The organism is Fluoribacter gormanii (assembly GCF_900156395.1).
GTDB lineage: Bacteria > Pseudomonadota > Gammaproteobacteria > Legionellales > Legionellaceae > Legionella > Legionella gormanii.
The window spans coordinates 108,301-124,965 of record NZ_FTNL01000010.1; the positions used below are offsets into that span (position 1 = coordinate 108,301).

Genomic DNA, 16,665 nt, shown 5'->3' on the forward strand with positions numbered 1-16,665 from the left:
TTCATAACGGGATCTGATCGTTTAAGGTTCCTGCAACCTGCAATTGATGAGCCACAATACGTGCCAGGTAGTCAAATTCAATATTAACTTCTTGGCCATTTTTTAAGAAGCCCAGGGTTGTATGAAGTAATGTGTGTGGAACGAGCATTAATTTAATGCGTTGATTTACCACCTCATTAATCGTTAGGCTTACCCCTTCAACAGTAATACTACCTTTAGGTATTAGATACAACATTGCATTCGCATCAAATCCATTTAACTCCACTTCAATAAACTCATTAAGATGGTTAATGGAATGAATTTGAGCAATCGCATCCACATGCCCACTTACGTAATGCCCACCAAAACGTGTCGATGCAAGCATGGCTCGCTCTAAATTGACTTCATCGCCTATTTTGAGGCCCCCTAAAGTAGTTCTATGCAAAGTTTCTGGGGAAATATCAAAACTCAAGTTACTTTGTTCTGATGGCAATAAAGTGAGACAGACACCATTTACTGCGATGCTTTCGCCTGTTTGTAATTGTTTAAAAACAGATGAAATAATCAATCGATTCGCGCCATCATGCTCAGTATTGCTAATCACGGTACCTTTGCTTTCAATAATTCCGGTAAACATAGATTTCTCTCATTCCTGACTCAAATGTGTTCGCCGCTCTTGCATGGTTTCTGCACTATTAATCACTGTTTGCCGACAAATTTCCTGCATCACAGGGATTTCCTTCAGAGGCTTTCCTTCATGAATGGTATAAGCAATCAAAAAGCTATCGCGCCATAATTTTTCAGTTCGCTTTTCCTTGGATTTCATCCATAAAGCAATCCATAAAAAGTGAAACTGCCATTTATCGCGATGCAGTTCCATTTCTTCAGAAAATACCGCATCAATAGCTTCTTCCATCCGACACACTCTAATCCCATCAACAAAACTACTGTTATGGTTAACGATTTTATCAACTAAAGGATTTTCCAAAAACCACGATTCAGTAAACGATTTGGTTTTGAGCCATGACTTAGAACGTCGCAAGGATTCGGAAATCACCTCTTGTGTAAAGGGTGTAATTTGGATACTCAATTGTTCGAAAAGATAATCTAAATCCAACTTGTTAGGACGTAAGCGTATCCCCAATTGCTCTTGAATTTCTAAAAATTGGACATTCGGAATCTCGCCCTTTTCTATTGTTATCGCTAGAAAATGCTCTACCATCATTGTGAAATACGATAAATCCACTTCGCGCAAAGTTACGTTTTCATCAAAAGCTTGATTGTAATAATCCTTCACATCTTTTGATGAAAGCGAAGGCGTTATCCATGCATCTTTAAGGCCTAACTCGTACTTTAATAGCAAACCACAAAGTCTGTTTTTCCTATTTTTACGAACATGTAGAAAAACCCCTTGCGAGCCGGAACCATCTACTTCAGTAGCTCTAATAGTCATCTTGGCCACCTCAGGCTCTGGTGCGAATACCACTCCTTGTTTGCGTTGAATTTTTATCCAGGAATCAAAGAGGGAATGATAACTCTCAGGATACCAATATTTGATCGTCTGTAAGCGTGTAAGAGATATTGATGATAGAGTAACCATCCCTATAATTTGACTCAGAGTATTCACCGCAACTTCGCGAACTTCGGCTTTTGGATGTAATAAAATAAGTAAGGCAATATCTGCGCCCTCTACAATATTATATAGGTCAACCATGAGGTCGATAAAAAAATCAGCCGGCATTGCATAACTTTGAGCGAAAAAATTTTCGGCTATTTCAAAAACATTAAGATCCGCTAATTCATGAATCAAGTCACGAATTGCATCGAGATGCGATATGGGCTCACCTTCTTGAATAGATTCTTCCTCATCACTCGCAAGCTCATAGTAAGCATTTTCTAAATTCTCAGTCAATTCAACGTGTGATTCATAAAATGAATTTAATACGGGCAACCAAAAACTCAGTGTGTGTTTGCGTGAATTAATCATTTCGGCTAAGTGATTCATCAACTGAACCAAGGTTTTTGCAGGGATCTTATTGTTGGATTCTGCAGCGCCTTGCAATTGAGCAACACAAATATCCAAAGCAAAAACACAGGCAGAATAAACTGAAAGTCCTTCATCCAGTTTTTCTTCTAAATTACTGATGATATCAATTAACTTAAAAGCCAGTTCGGGCTGTTGGAAAAATAAAATATATAATTGAGGATCTGGCTCCGCATTTTGTTCAATTAGGGCAGCCATTTCAGTAAGTAAATGATACAGCTCTGACGAATTACTAGTCATATTTTTTTAGGTACCTGTCTTGCTTTACCCTTTTCATCTATGGCAACAAAAACAAAAACGCCTTCGGTGACTTGATAAGTTTCATTTTGGGTGGCAGGATGCGCCCATACCTCAACACGGAACGTCATAGAGGTATTACCTTGTTTTATCAGAGTTACGTAACAACTCACAAGATCCCCCACATGGACTGGTTTTAAAAAACTCATGGAGTGAATGGCAACAGTGGCAACACGCCCTAATGCTAATCTTTTTGCCAATATTCCTGCAGCTAAATCCATTTGCGACACAATCCAACCCCCAAAGATATCGCCATTGGCATTAGTATCTGCTGGCATTGCCAAAGTCTGGATAGCAAGCTCCCCCTTGGGAATGTTGGTCATGATTCACCTATGTTATACGAGATATAGTCTGGTGAAGCGAAGCGGAACCCGAGATTGGAAATTAATTCATACCCGAGATCCTGGGTTTTGCTTTGCTTCATCCAGGCTACAATGCATCAAGTTTTTAATTCCGTTTCAACTTCGCCAAGGCATCTGCCATTGCTGTATTAAATACAGTCTTTTTGGCTGGCTCAACTTTTTTAGCCTCAGTTTTTTTCTTATGCTCAGTTTTTTTAACTTGAGGTGGTCTTTTCACTTCAGATGCTTTTGCAATTTTTTTAACAGGTTGATTTGCTGGCTCATCTTCCAATTTCATACTTAAGCCAATACGTTTTCTTTCTTTATCCACTTCAATAACCTTGACCGTCACAATATCACCGGCCTTCACTATAGTACGTGGATCAGAAATAAATTTGTTGGTCATCGCTGAAATATGTACCAATCCATCCTGGTGTACGCCAATATCCACAAAGGCACCAAAATTAGTCACATTACTTACAACACCTTCCAGGATCATTCCTTCATACAAATGTTCAATGTCTTCGACACCTTCCTTGAACTGTGCCGTTTTAAATTCAGGTCTTGGATCGCGGCCTGGTTTTTCCAGTTCACGCAACACATCTCTTATTGTAGGCAAACCAAATTGTTCATCAATAAACTGTTCAGCATTCACACTGTTTAATAGTTCTTTATTACCGATCAGCTTCTTAATATCAATGTTTTTATTCTCAATAATTTTTTCTACTAGAGGATAAGCTTCCGGGTGCACACACGAGGCATCAAGTGGATTATCACCATTCATAATGCGTAAAAAACCCGCTGCTTGTTGGAAGGCTTTTTCGCCCATGCGATGTACACTTTTTAATTCCATGCGGTTTTTAAATGCACCATGTTCATCACGATAAAGTACAATATTTTTGGCCAGAGCCTCATTAAGACCTGAAACATGAGATAACAGTGCAGCTGAAGCAGTATTTACATCTACACCTACGGCATTCACGCAATCTTCTACAACACCATCAAGACTGCGAGCCAGGCGAGTTTGATTCACATCATGTTGATACTGTCCTACTCCAATAGATTTGGCTTCGATTTTGACCAACTCAGCAAGCGGATCCTGGAGGCGTCGCGCAATAGAAACAGCCCCTCTTAACGTAACATCCAAATCAGGGAATTCTTGAGAAGCAATTTCTGAAGCTGAGTAAACAGATGCGCCCGCCTCACTTACGATAACTTTCGTCAGTTTTAAATCAGGATACATTTTTATTAACTCAGTAACCAAGCGTTCTGTTTCACGAGAACCCGTACCATTACCGATACTTATCAAATTAACCTGATATTTTGCTGCCAGTTTAGCTAAATCAGTAATTGCCTGATGCCATTCATTTTGTGGCGCTAACGGGAAAATAACGGTGTAATCCAGCAATTTACCTGTTGCATCAACTACAACTACTTTAACTCCGGTTCTGATTCCAGGATCAAGTCCAATAGTAATTTGTGGACCTGCCGGTGCGGCGAGTAATAAGTCACGTAAATTTCTGGAAAATACTTTTATTGCCTCTTCATCTGCAATTTCCCGTAAGCGAGTCAACAACTCCAACTCTAACTTGGTAAATAATTTTACCTTCCAGGTTAGGCGCACTGTTTCAAGCAACCAACTGTCGGCTTTTCTTTGTTGATCAACGATATTGAAATGAGCTGCCAATTTATTTTCACCGTACGATACATCGTGTTCAGGTAAAGTAAGGCTCACTTGCAAGACACTTTCTCGACGTCCGCGGAATAACGCTAAAGCACGATGTGACGGAATTTTTTTAATCGCTTCAGAATAATCAAAGTAATCTGAAAACTTATTGACGGTTTCTTTTTTCTTCGCGCTACCTGTTGATTTGACGATGCCGTGCTGCCACAAGTATTCACGTAATTCATTAATCAAATCAGCATCTTCAGCAAAATGCTCCATTAATATATGGCGAGCACCTTCTAATGCTGCTTTTGCATCCTCAACGCCGGCCTCAGGATTGACAAATTGAGTAGCTTCTATTTCGGGGTCCAAGCTAGGATTTTTCCATAGTGCCTGCGCAAGTGGGTCCAATCCTGCTTCGATGGCAATTTGCGCCTTTGTACGACGCTTGGGCCTGAATGGCAAATATAAGTCTTCAAGACGAGTTTTAGTGTCTGCTGCCAAAATGTTTTTTTCAAGCTCAGGAGTTAGTTTCTCTTGTTCGCGGATAGACTGTAAAACTACGGCTCGACGCTCATCCAATTCACGCAGATAAAGTACACGCTCATCAATAAAGCGTAATTGCACATCATCTAGTCCTTCGGTAGCTTCCTTGCGATAACGAGCAATGAAAGGAACAGTTGCCCCTTCATTAAGCAGACGAATGGCTGCTTCTGTCTGCGCTGGTTTAACTTTGAGCTCTTGCGCAATAATCGCAGCTAATCTCAACATCTCTTGAGTCATTTACATCCCCGTAAAACATAAAAAATATAACAATTGATTACTTCACCCTAGAAATATAAGGAAAATGTAACCTGGGTGTCGCAAAGCGCAACCCAAATTCGGCAATTCCGTTCTTGGGTTACGCGCTGCTTTTGCCTACCATAAACTATAAGTTCTTATCTTAAGCTCCCTCTTTATACATAGAGAAGAAGGTCAAGGGTGACTAGTTAAAAAACCGCCACATTATTACTCAACAGTCACAGATTTGGCAAGATTACGTGGCTGATCAACATCAGTTCCTTTAACAACAGCAACATGATAAGCCAACAGTTGCAAAGGAATCGTATAAATAATTGGAGCCACCCATAGGCCACAGCAAGGGACCTTAATCAAACGAGCCCCATTTGCTCGCCAACTTTGAGAGTCATCAACAAAAACAAACAACTGGCCACCTCGAGCACTGACTTCATGTAAATTGGATTTTAATTTATCCAACAACTCATCGTTAGGAGCAACAGCAACAACAGGCATGTTTTCATCAACCAAAGCCAAAGGACCGTGTTTCAACTCGCCGGAAGGGTATGCCTCAGCATGAATATAAGAAATTTCCTTTAATTTCAACGCACCTTCCAAGGCTACTGGGTACTGTACTCCTCGTCCTAAAAATAAAGCATGTGCTTTATGTACAAACAGTGATGCCAGGTCTTCAATTTCTTCGTTCATCTTTAATGCACGTTCACAACTTGCAGGCAGCTCCTGCAATTGTTTTAATACTTCATTGGCTCGATTATCATGACACAACGCTGCCGCTAACATCAAAAAAGCAGCCAACTGAGTAGTAAATGCCTTGGTAGACGCCACACCAATCTCAACTCCAGCACGTGTTAGAAAAACACAATCAGCCTCTCTGACCAAAGTGCTTGTTGCAACATTACAAATCGCCAAACTGGCCAAATACCCCTTCTCTTTTGCTTTTTGTAACGCAGCAAGAGTATCTGCTGTCTCGCCTGACTGGGAAACAGTAATAAATAAAGTATCTTTAGGAACTACCACGTCACGATAACGATACTCACTGGCAATTTCAACTTGGGTTGGCAACCCAGCCAATGATTCTAACCAATATTTGGCAACCAAACCCGCGTGGTAACTGGTGCCGCAAGCAACAATATGGATTTGCTTCACCATAGGAAATATATGAGAAGCGCGTTCCCCAAAACTGGCTCTAAGTACCTCCACACTATTAACACGCCCCTCTAAAGTATCATTCAGCACTTTAGATTGTTCAAAAATTTCCTTGAGCATAAAATGCCGATAAGGACCTTTACTTACTGTTTCGGAATCACTTGTTAAAAGATGAAGAGGACGCTCGACAAAAGTTTTGGAGGAGTCATAAATTGCGATGCTTTTTGAGGTAATAACAGCGCTGTCCCCTTCTTCCAAATAAATTACTGATTGTGCGAAAGATTTTAATGCCAATCCATCAGAAGCGATAAAATTCTCACCGATTCCTATGCCGACAACGAGAGGACTACCTTTACGAATAGCAATGAGTTCTTTGGGATTTTGTTGATGGATAACACCTAAAGCGAAAGCCCCTTCCATTTCTGCGGCGGCGGTCTGTACGGCCTGGAGCAAATTTTCGCTCTGAAGATAATAGTAATGAATTAAATGGGCCGCCACTTCTGTGTCCGTTTCGGAAGTAAACTGATACCCCTTCAGTGCCAATTCACGACGCAATTCCTCATGATTTTCAATAATCCCATTATGTACCAATGCAAGTTGTCCATGCGATATATGGGGATGTGCATTTTGTTCTGAAGGCTTACCGTGGGTGGCCCATCGCGTATGGGCAATACCTGTATTACCAGCAACAGCGGTTTCTTGCATGGCGTCAGCTAAATTTTGTACCTTACCCTGGATTCTTACGCGGTTTAAGCGTTTGTCATTATCAATTACTGCAATCCCAGCAGAATCATAACCTCTATATTCTAAACGACGTAACCCTTCCAGTAAAATTTTACTGATGTCCCTTTCAGATACAGCTCCAATAATCCCACACATAACCAGCTCCTCGCTTCAACAACCGCACATGAACGACTTATCAATAAAAAAAGGGCAATTATGCCATAAACATTTATAAATCACTAACATGTTCCGTATAGAAAACTCGCTCCAGAGGACGATGTCGTAAAGTTTATCCTCTAAAGATTTAAAGTTTAAAATTATAGGCTCAGTGAGGTCATCGCGGTATTCGGGAATTCCACAAAAAGAAAACCCGGGTAATGGCTGTGCCTTCACCCAGGCCACGCTAGAAAAAACGCTAAATGACTCTCAACTTTTTTACTCTATAGGATTTTGACACGCTACATCATATCCATGGTCTTTCATGGCCTTGCACACCTCAAAAGCAAGGAGCCCATGAGCACGAGTACTTGGATGAATTTCATCCCAGAATAAATAACTCTCAGGAGTATCACATACTTGATAGTTTTTGTCTCCTGCTGCAAAGCTTGCATCTCTATATTGTAGCACTTGTGCATAGCGTAATACGTAGTTATTGGCAAAAGGCGAACTACGGAATGCATCATACATAGGAAGCTTCACATCAATACACGCTTCCGTCGTGTTAGTAAATCCATAATTTTCGGGATTTTTTAAAGCTCGTCCCAAATAATCGCCCATGTCGATGTAGAGGAAATTTGAATCGGGATAAATTTTTGCCCATTCTTGCATACGATTTCGAAGTCGCTCATTGTGCATATCAATGGCATTATTCAAAACTTCTCTATCTGTGGTTTGCACCATGCGAGGAGTATCACCAATATGAGGCAGTCCCATAATCACGAAACGACGCGCACCAGCTTGCATTAATTTCATAACGGCAGAGCCAGCACCAGAGAGGACGTTATCAACATAGGTACTCATTACTTCCGTATTATAATTGTCTTCAAAGAACAAGACATTGATGTAATCATTACTGCCTGAGAAAATAAAAAATACCGTTTCATCACTTAAGACAGGATGCTCGAGCAAATAAGCTTGAACAGTTAACCCAAGACTGGGTGGAACCAACTTACCAACAATCAGATTTTTGACTGTTCCCAATGGATGGCGGATCAAATTCCATACCGTTAACTGATAATCATAAGTTGCTGTCCAGCTCCCCCCAAATGCACGATTTAAGTAAACTTCTTCATCATCTGGAGAAATGGATATCATTTTTGCTAAATATTCATTCCATACCTGGCCATTGGAGAAACGTGCATTCCAATAAGGTTTTCCGGGTAATACAGGAACCAATTTGATTTTACTTACCAAATTAGCCACATAAGGTCCTAATTGATTATCAAAAAAATCAGTAACAATGGCGATACCTGAATCCAAAACCATTTGGGGCACATAATATTCTTCAGCAAACTCAACCATCTTGTTGAGCACGAACGTTTTAAAAGGGGCTACTAAAAAAGCAGGGTCTTCTTCCTGACGCAAACTTTTAAGTAAATGAGTAGTATTTCCTGTATCGGACAAACTGTCGCCAAAAACAACCATCGATTTTACTGGAGTAGCAGCAAAACTCATGAATGGAATAAACAAACAAAGGATTAGGAACCACCGCAACTTCCGAATGTAATAGGCCATATTATCTCCTTATAAAAAGCCAGCGGAATCAAAGCACAGATAGCTTTAGTATATAACAGTATGATCGCTGGTTAGTTTTTGTCAACGCATTTAGTTAATTTTGCTTCATATTTAAACGTAGACTGGGTGCATTGAATTCAAGCCTATTGATTAAATTCTGTGTAAATGGTAATTTTTGCCAAATATTTTTGTTTATATTTCAGGTAGTACAATGAAAAAAATCGTGATTGCTTCATTTTATAAATTTGTTCCCTTAGAAAATTTTGAAATGATGCGCCAGCCTTTGCTTACGCAAATGCTTGAAATCAAAATCAAAGGAACCATTATATTAGCCGCCGAAGGAATTAATGGAAGTTTTGCTGGTACACGTGAGCAAATGGATCTATTTTATCAATTCATCCGCCAAGATGAACGATTAGCTGACTTAAAATTTAAAGAAACTTTTGATGACGAAAACCCATTCGAGAAATCTAAGGTCAAACTGCGCAAAGAAATTGTCACTATGGGCATAAAAAACATTGACCCATTGAAAATAGTGGGAACTTATCTTAGCCCCCAAGAATGGAATGAATTAATTAAAGATCCTGATGTCGTGTTAATCGATACTCGTAATGATTATGAATTTGAACTAGGCACATTCAAAAATGCGATTAATCCCACTACAGAAAACTTTAGAGATTTTCCGCAATACGTGCACGAGCAGCTACTCGATAAAAAAGATAAAAAAATTGCAATGTTTTGCACTGGTGGAATACGCTGTGAAAAATCCACTGCTTATTTAAAGGATTTAGGCTTTGAAAATGTTTATCATTTGCATGATGGAATTCTCAACTATATTGAACAAATGCCTAAGGAAGAATCGCTCTGGGAAGGACAATGCTTTGTTTTTGATAACCGAGTCGCGGTTGATGATCAACTAAATCGGGTTTATCCTCAATTACCATTGGATTACAAACACGATCGCAATAAAGAATAAATATGACAAACAAAAAACAATCCGATTCAACCATTGTGTTGAATCGAAAAGCCGGCTTTAACTATTTTATCGAGGATCAATACGAGGCCGGCCTGGTGCTTGAAGGCTGGGAAGTCAAAAGTTTGCGGGCAGGGAAAATAAATTTATCGGATGCTCATATCATTCTCAAAAACAGTGAAGCCTTTTTGCTTGGGGCCCAGATTCAACCCCTCATAACCGCCTCTACCCATTCGATTCCTGATCCTATACGTACACGCAAATTATTATTAAACAAAAAGGAACTCAATCAACTGATTGGGAGTGTTGAGCGTCAAGGTTATACCATAGTGCCCCTTGCTTTATATTGGAAAAAAAATAAGATAAAGATAAAAATAGCCTTGGCTAAAGGTAAAAAGGAACATGATAAACGCGACACCATCAAGGATCGTGAATGGCAAAGAGACCGTTCTCGCTTAATGAAAAAAACAGGGAGAGATTAATGAATGTAGATGAATCGGTACCCGATTTTGCATTCGCTGCAACAAGCGGGCTCAATGCCCGTCTAAGTGATTATCGAGGAACATATATAGTCCTTTATTTTTATCCTAAAGACGCAACCCCAGGATGTACTACAGAAGGACAAGATTTCCGCGATGCATATCCTCAGTTTCAGGCATTAAATGCCCAAATATTTGGAATTTCTCGTGACAGCTTGAAATCGCATGAGAATTTTAAAGCAAAGCAAAATTTTCCTTTCGAACTAATTAGCGATCATGATGAACAATTATGCCAATTGTTTGACGTGATAAAAATGAAATCCATGTATGGTAAACAAGTTCGTGGTATTGAGCGCAGTACATTTCTTATTGATCCACAGGGAAAATTAATCAAAGAATGGCGTAAAGTGAGCGTTAAAGGACATGTAGACGAAGTACTTAGCGCACTTAAATAATTTTGTATCTATCCACCACATTTTGAATGCTTTAGGAAAAAGTAAGATTTGAGCGCTGATTGCGTGAACTTCGTGCACGATGCAACCAAGTATGGCTTTTCAGTTGAGCGTGGTCAGTAGTTACATCAATTTTATCCTTGACTGCATCTCAACCCCTAAGCAGAATGAAGGAAGCAATAAATAATTGTAGGGTTAGGGTTAGCCTCACTAGCATTAAGTTAAGTCTTGTCTATGTCCCACGGACAAGCCGCGGGACGTAGCATAAAGGCAAAGTTATTACTTAATGACAGCGTAACTGCCTTCACCCAGGCTACAGGTTTTAATCACAAGGTGAATTTATGGATAATAGCAATACCCGTCGGAAGCTGTTTGTACTTGATACCAATATTTTAATGCATGACCCTACAGCCATCTATCATTTTGAAGAGCATGACATCTATTTACCTATGGTCGTGCTGGAAGAATTGGACAGTCATAAAACGGGTACATCGGAAGTAGCACGCAACGTCCGCCAAACCAACCGCATGTTAGTAGAGCTCATGAGCAATGCATCACATGAACAAATCGTATCCGGATTGGCGATACCCAATTATCTTAATTCAAATAAAAAAAAGTGCAGCGGAAAGCTATTTTTCCAAACAGATGAATTCGACCAGGTTGTCCCATCCACGCTTCCAGGGCATAAAGTTGATAATACAATTCTTGCCACCGCTTTAGGATTACAAAAAAAGTATGCGGGAAAAAAGCAGGTAATCATTGTGTCAAAGGACATAAACTTGCGTATCAAGTCAGGAATACTCGGCATTCTCGCTGAAGATTATTACAGCGACCAGGTACTTGATGATGTCAATCTCTTACACAGAGGACTACATATTCTTGATAATAATTTCTGGGATACTCATGCTAAGGATATGGGCTCATGGCAAGAGAGTGGCAAGACTTTTTATAAAGTAGCGGGCCCATTAATTAGTCAATGGAATCCCAATGATTGCATCAGTACAGAAGATGATCAATTTCAAGCAATCGTGAAAAAGCTTGAACGTGACCATGCTGTGATTCAGTTAATTCGTGATTACACCAAGCATTCCGTATGGGGAATTCATGCTAAAAATCGCGAACAAAACTTTACCCTGAATTTACTCATGGACCCTGACATTGATTTTGTAAGCCTACAAGGCCCTGCTGGAACCGGAAAAACGTTACTCACCATTGCTGCGGGTCTAACCCAGGTTCTCGATCAAAACCGCTACACCGAAATTCTTATGACGCGCGTAACCATTCCTGTAGGAGAAGATATAGGCTTCCTACCTGGAACTGAAGAAGAAAAAATGACACCGTGGATGGGCGCTTTAATGGATAATCTTGAAGTTCTGCACAGTTCACAAGTAGGAGGTAGTTTTGGACGTGGCGCAACTCAAGATTTATTACAAAACAAAATTAAAATTCGCTCCTTGAACTTCATGCGAGGCCGTACTTTTTTAAATCGCTACATTATCATTGATGAGGCACAGAACCTCACTCCGAAACAAATAAAAACTTTGGTCACACGTGCAGGCCCAGGATCGAAAATTATTTGTCTTGGGGATATTAAGCAAATAGATACCCCCTATTTGAGTGAAACGACTTCCGGTTTAACTTTTGCTGTAGATCGATTTAAACACTGGGAACACAGCGCACACATGAGTTTAACTCGTGGAGAGCGCTCAAGGCTTGCATTTTATGCTGCGGAGCATTTATAGTATGCACTTTAAGGATTTACCATGACTGACCATGCCATCACTTTTGATGACGTTCTGCTTGTTCCTTCATACAACCACCACGAATCCAGACGAGTCGTGGAAACAACCAGTACTGACAGACTGGGCAAATTAACATTGGAGCTTCCCGTAATCAGCTCTAATATGGACACCATTACTGAAAGTTCTATGGCTAATTTCATGGGCTCTAAAGGTGCTATGGGCGCATTGCACCGTTTTATGACCATCGAAGACAATATCGATGAATTTAAAAAATGTCAAAGTAAGGTGTTTGTCTCGATTGGTTGCACTGCAGCTGAATTGGAGCGAGCAGAGGCATTACGCGATGCGGGGGCTGACTATTTCTGTGTGGATGTGGCTCATGCTCATGCCAAATATGTGGGAAAAACTCTAAAAAGTTTACGCCATTTGCTTGCGGATCGATGTATTATGGCCGGAAATGTTGCTACCTATGCTGGAGCTGATTATCTTGCTTCATGCGGCGCAGACATCATTAAGGCCGGTATTGGCGGTGGTTCAGTATGCAGTACTCGCATTAAAACGGGCTTTGGTGTCCCCATGTTAACCTGCATTCAGGATTGTTCGCGCTCAGATCGATCTATTGTAGCAGATGGCGGAATCAGAACTTCAGGCGACATAGTCAAAGCGTTAGCTTTCGGCGCTGATTTTGTGATGATAGGTGGCATGTTAGCTGGTACAGCGCCGACCCCTGGTGAGGTGATTGAAAAACACGATGGCACCAAAGTAAAACGTTACCGAGGCATGGCATCAAAAGAAGCGCAAGAAAACTTCTTAGGACAAATGCATGAGTGGAAAACTGCTGAAGGCGTCGCAACTGAAGTAGCGTATAAAGAAAATCCTGATGCGATTATTGCTGATATAGTGGGTGGATTAAGATCCGGTCTGACTTATGCTGGTGCTGATACAATTAGCGAACTGCAGCGTAAGTTAAATTATGTAGTAGTGACCCAAGCAGGACGCATTGAAAGTTTACCGCATAAATTACTAGGTTAAAAGTTAGTCCATCATGAATTGTAGCCTGGGTGAAACAAAACGAAACCCAGGCCGTATTGGTTCTTATTATTAGAAACTCTTAGTTACAGTTGAAGTGGGCTCGTCATCTAAAGAAGGTGATTGGCTTTGACTTGGTGATTGCTCGACAAGCGCATCAAAGTCCATTCCTTCAAATGCTTCATTAAATTCGGCCATTAAATTAGAAGAAGTACTATTATTTGGGCTACTTAGTTCCATTTCGTCCTCATCCGCTAATTCCTCATCTGGATTTTCTCCTGATTCATAATCTTGCTCCTCAGAACTGGGATTTAATTCTTGAGTATCAGTGGAGTTTAACTTGGCTGTAGCTCCTTTTATAGCATTAACAAGTCCGGAGTTAACTACGTCCTGAATAGAACTCACCATCTCTTTAAACTGAAGCGCAGCTTGTCCTGCTTTAGTATTTTTGAGATCATCAAGCTTTTCATCAGCCTTATCCAATAATTGATCTTTAATTTCTCCGGCCTTTTCATTTAGTGCATCTTTCAACCCACCTAAAGCTTGTCCCAACTCGGTCTGTGAAAATTTATCTAAAGCCTTTGAGCCTTCTGCTTTCAAAGCACTATTTATATCTCCATTAATATCCGCAACCATCTGACTTAGCTGCTCATTCAGCTCAAGATAAGGATTCTTTTCCTTGCTCTCTCCCTTTTGTTGAGTAGGCTTTTTCGGTTGTGCTTCCTCTTGTTGCTGCGGTTTCTTGTCTTCATCCTTTGCCGATTTTGGCGCAGGCCCTTCGCTAATATCTGGAGTAATGACATCTGGCTTGGGAGGCGGGGGAGGACTCGCCTGGTTCTCTTGTGGAGTCGGCTTATCTTTTTCAGTTTTTCCAGTACTCATAAATCTTAACCTCTGTAGTATCTACCCCTATTAAGTTAAAGATAGCACATCATAAGAAACATTGCCCTTTAAATAGATAGCGTAGATCGAATATTTTCAGATACACTAATCTTATCAAGATGTGTTCCTTGATGAATTGTATTTAATCATAATTTACAATAATTTTGCAAAACAAATGCAACCTATATGGAATGATATGTTACTATGAATCTTAACGATTTTCGCTACATGCGCCGCGGCAAACAACTGTTTGATTTAAACAAAAAAGATTATACGCTCCTTGAGCCGATTAGACGACGGGGAGCAAAAACAGATCGAGCCCTGCTGCTTTTACATGGATTTACTTCCTCGCCTGCGGTTTATCGCTATTTAATTCCTAAACTAAATCATTATGATGCTATAGTTTGCCCTGCATTACCAGGACACGCAGATAGCATCGCTGCTTTTGCACAAGTCAAACTCACAGATTGGCTTGAATGTGCAACACAAGAATGTGAAAAATTATTTAAAGAATACCAAAAAGTGGATGTACTTGGACTATCCCTGGGCGGCATATTGGCATGCGAGTTGAGTGCAACTTTTGCATTCAACCATATGTTTCTCTTAGCTCCCGCCTTAAAATTACAGATGAATACTTATCGCAATCTGCAACTTCTTAATGTACTTAAAAAACTTGGGTTTTGCGAACTGCGAGGCGTAGCGGGTAATCTTGCAACCAACAAACATGCTGAAATATCCTATCGAAGAATTCCCATTCCTGCACTTATTGAACTCTTTACCATGATTCATGAATATCAGTGGATCACACCAAATTGTCCAATTGATCTCTTTTTCGGCGCTCAGGATATTGTTGTTGCTTCCAAGGAGGTAGAAAAAATGTTCGCCCATGTTCCGAATACAACCATACACTGGCTAGCAAACTCAGCCCATGTTTTACCATTAGATAATGATTTGGATCAGATTGTTCAGTGTATTAACCAACGTATCGCATCTAATCTACATGAAAAAGCCTCTCTTGTGTTGATGGGAGAGAATTAAAATAAAATTAAGCGTCACTCTCTAGCCTCATCAGCCCTTGCAGGCACCTTATTCTATCCTTTCCAGAGAGAAGGGAAATTATTGTTGTGCAACCGGTTTGATAGGTAACATTTCAAACCGGGCTGATAGGTAACAGATTTAAGATGCTAGGGTCTAAAAATTTTATCTACTCTAGCATCAATAAGACCTAATTTTAATTTTGAAAAATAAAGTGTAGCTCGTTCATTATCTATCCAATTCAAGCCCACAGGTTCCCCATGTAACAACTCCGAAACATAATATTTTTTACCAAAACATTTAATCTCACCATTAGTTCTAACTTTTCGAATTTCAAAATGCGAAGGATAAGAAACCTCGGGCATGCTATCAAAATAGGTTCTTTGAGAAACATGATAAACATCTGCAGGTCTTTTACCTTTTAGCGCTTGATGAGGACGTTCATAATTATATTCATTTCTAAACGCATCAAAACTTTTTTGTTGTTCTTTAAAATCTGCTCGAGATGGAGAGGCCACTGCTTCTTTTAAAGTACGATGCATTCGTTCATGTCTCCCATTTTGTTCTGGATGGCCCAGCTCAATACGCTCAGGCATAATCCCTAGTTTCAACCACCAAATGGATAAAGAGGTTAAAGCGCCAATACCCAGGCCTGCAAAAGGTTGGCCATTATCCGTTCTAATTGCGTCAGGCAAACCATATTCAATAAATGCTTTTTTAAAGCCCTCCATTGTTTCTTTTAGTCGCGGACCAAGCAAACCATCACATACTAATAAAAATCGACTGTAATTGTCTGTTATTGTTAGTGGATAACAATACGGTTTGCCTACTCTAAATTGCCCTTTAAAATCAGCACTCCAAATATGATTCGGTGCTTCGCATGCAGAAAAAGGTTCTGTATGAGCGGCTACTTTTTTTCTATATTTTCGCGGTTTAACCAATCCGTTATTTTTTAAAATATCACCTATTGTACTTGCTGCAGGCCACTTTTCATGGGGCTCATTGAGTAATAACCAATCTCGTAACTTTACAGGCCCCCATTTAGGGTATCGATGCTTTAGTGCAAGTAAGCGGCTCTGCTTGTCATAAGCGGTGACATTCGGATGGTGATGACGGGCATGAGATCGAGGTTTTAATGCCTGCTCTCCCTCTTCTTGATAACGATTTATCAGTTTATAGCCAGTTTTTCGACTTATACCATATCGTTTGCACAAATCTGTGAAGTCAAATTCTTTTTTTAGCCAATCACCAATAAATTTTAATTTCTCAGTTTCAGCTTGTGTATTCTGCCAAATCATCGGTAACACCTTTTTCTCCTAAGAAAGTGTTACCTATCATCCCGGTT

General features: G+C 40.1%; 14 protein-coding genes. 6 read left to right on the plus strand and 8 right to left on the minus strand.

All coding sequences use genetic code 11. From position 1 onward, the window contains the following. Window position 1 precedes the first annotated feature (1 nt). The 6 genes from BW930_RS08010 to plaC all read right to left on the minus strand — a co-directional run bounded on the left by BW930_RS08010 (window position 2) and on the right by plaC (window position 8,728). The gene (locus tag BW930_RS08010) at window positions 2–616 is read right to left on the minus strand and encodes a riboflavin synthase (RefSeq protein WP_058467493.1); all 615 of its coding nucleotides are present in this window, start codon (window positions 614–616) and stop codon (window positions 2–4) included. Window positions 617–625: 9 nt separating this feature from the next. Continuing rightward, complete coding sequence (locus BW930_RS08015) at window positions 626–2,263, minus strand: hypothetical protein (RefSeq protein ID WP_058467494.1); 1,638 nt, start codon at window positions 2,261–2,263, stop codon at window positions 626–628. Beyond that, window positions 2,260–2,643 (minus strand): acyl-CoA thioester hydrolase YciA, encoded by a 384-nt coding sequence (gene yciA / locus BW930_RS08020; protein ID WP_058467495.1) that lies wholly within the window; start codon window positions 2,641–2,643, stop codon window positions 2,260–2,262. The genes BW930_RS08015 and yciA overlap by 4 nt, the downstream gene beginning before the upstream one ends. Window positions 2,644–2,767: 124 nt before the next feature. Next, window positions 2,768–5,110 (minus strand): Tex family protein, encoded by a 2,343-nt coding sequence (locus BW930_RS08025; RefSeq protein WP_058467496.1) that lies wholly within the window; start codon window positions 5,108–5,110, stop codon window positions 2,768–2,770. Window positions 5,111–5,335: 225 nt separating this feature from the next. After that, window positions 5,336–7,150: a glutamine--fructose-6-phosphate transaminase (isomerizing) gene (gene glmS / locus BW930_RS08030; protein ID WP_058467497.1), complete on the minus strand. Its 1,815-nt coding sequence runs from the start codon at window positions 7,148–7,150 to the stop codon at window positions 5,336–5,338. A gap of 279 nt (window positions 7,151–7,429) precedes the next feature. Next, the gene (plaC, locus tag BW930_RS08035; protein WP_058467498.1) at window positions 7,430–8,728 is read right to left on the minus strand and encodes a lysophospholipase/glycerophospholipid:cholesterol acyltransferase PlaC; all 1,299 of its coding nucleotides are present in this window, start codon (window positions 8,726–8,728) and stop codon (window positions 7,430–7,432) included. A gap of 211 nt (window positions 8,729–8,939) precedes the next feature. On the opposite strand from plaC, the gene trhO reads away from it, so the two are divergent. The 5 genes from trhO (at window position 8,940) to BW930_RS08060 (ending at window position 13,406) form a co-directional block, all read left to right on the plus strand. Continuing rightward, window positions 8,940–9,704, plus strand: coding sequence for an oxygen-dependent tRNA uridine(34) hydroxylase TrhO (trhO, locus tag BW930_RS08040; RefSeq protein ID WP_058467499.1), 765 nt, complete (start codon window positions 8,940–8,942; stop codon window positions 9,702–9,704). A 2-nt stretch (window positions 9,705–9,706) separates the two neighbouring features. Further along, window positions 9,707–10,183 carry an SsrA-binding protein SmpB gene (smpB, locus tag BW930_RS08045; protein ID WP_058467500.1) on the plus strand — a complete coding sequence of 159 codons (477 nt, stop codon included), beginning with the start codon at window positions 9,707–9,709 and terminating at the stop codon, window positions 10,181–10,183. Next, window positions 10,183–10,635 carry a peroxiredoxin gene (locus BW930_RS08050; protein ID WP_058467501.1) on the plus strand — a complete coding sequence of 151 codons (453 nt, stop codon included), beginning with the start codon at window positions 10,183–10,185 and terminating at the stop codon, window positions 10,633–10,635. Before smpB ends, BW930_RS08050 begins: the two co-directional genes overlap by 1 nt. A gap of 338 nt (window positions 10,636–10,973) precedes the next feature. Then, window positions 10,974–12,374 (plus strand): PhoH family protein, encoded by a 1,401-nt coding sequence (locus tag BW930_RS08055; protein ID WP_058467502.1) that lies wholly within the window; start codon window positions 10,974–10,976, stop codon window positions 12,372–12,374. Between the two features lie 21 nt (window positions 12,375–12,395). Continuing rightward, a complete protein-coding gene (locus BW930_RS08060; RefSeq protein WP_058467503.1) occupies window positions 12,396–13,406 on the plus strand; it encodes a guanosine monophosphate reductase in 1,011 nt (336 codons plus the stop codon). Window positions 13,407–13,475: 69 nt separating this feature from the next. Here BW930_RS08060 and BW930_RS08065 read toward each other — a convergent pair whose 3' ends face one another. Beyond that, complete coding sequence (locus tag BW930_RS08065; RefSeq protein WP_058467504.1) at window positions 13,476–14,285, minus strand: hypothetical protein; 810 nt, start codon at window positions 14,283–14,285, stop codon at window positions 13,476–13,478. Between the two features lie 204 nt (window positions 14,286–14,489). On the opposite strand from BW930_RS08065, the gene BW930_RS08070 reads away from it, so the two are divergent. Beyond that, entirely contained in the window at window positions 14,490–15,323 is an 834-nt protein-coding gene (locus BW930_RS08070) for an alpha/beta hydrolase (protein WP_058467505.1), read from the plus strand. A 146-nt stretch (window positions 15,324–15,469) separates the two neighbouring features. On the opposite strand, the gene BW930_RS08075 is transcribed toward BW930_RS08070, so the two are convergent. Further along, window positions 15,470–16,618 carry an integrase core domain-containing protein gene (locus BW930_RS08075; protein WP_064276706.1) on the minus strand — a complete coding sequence of 383 codons (1,149 nt, stop codon included), beginning with the start codon at window positions 16,616–16,618 and terminating at the stop codon, window positions 15,470–15,472. Window positions 16,619–16,665: the final 47 nt, after the last annotated feature.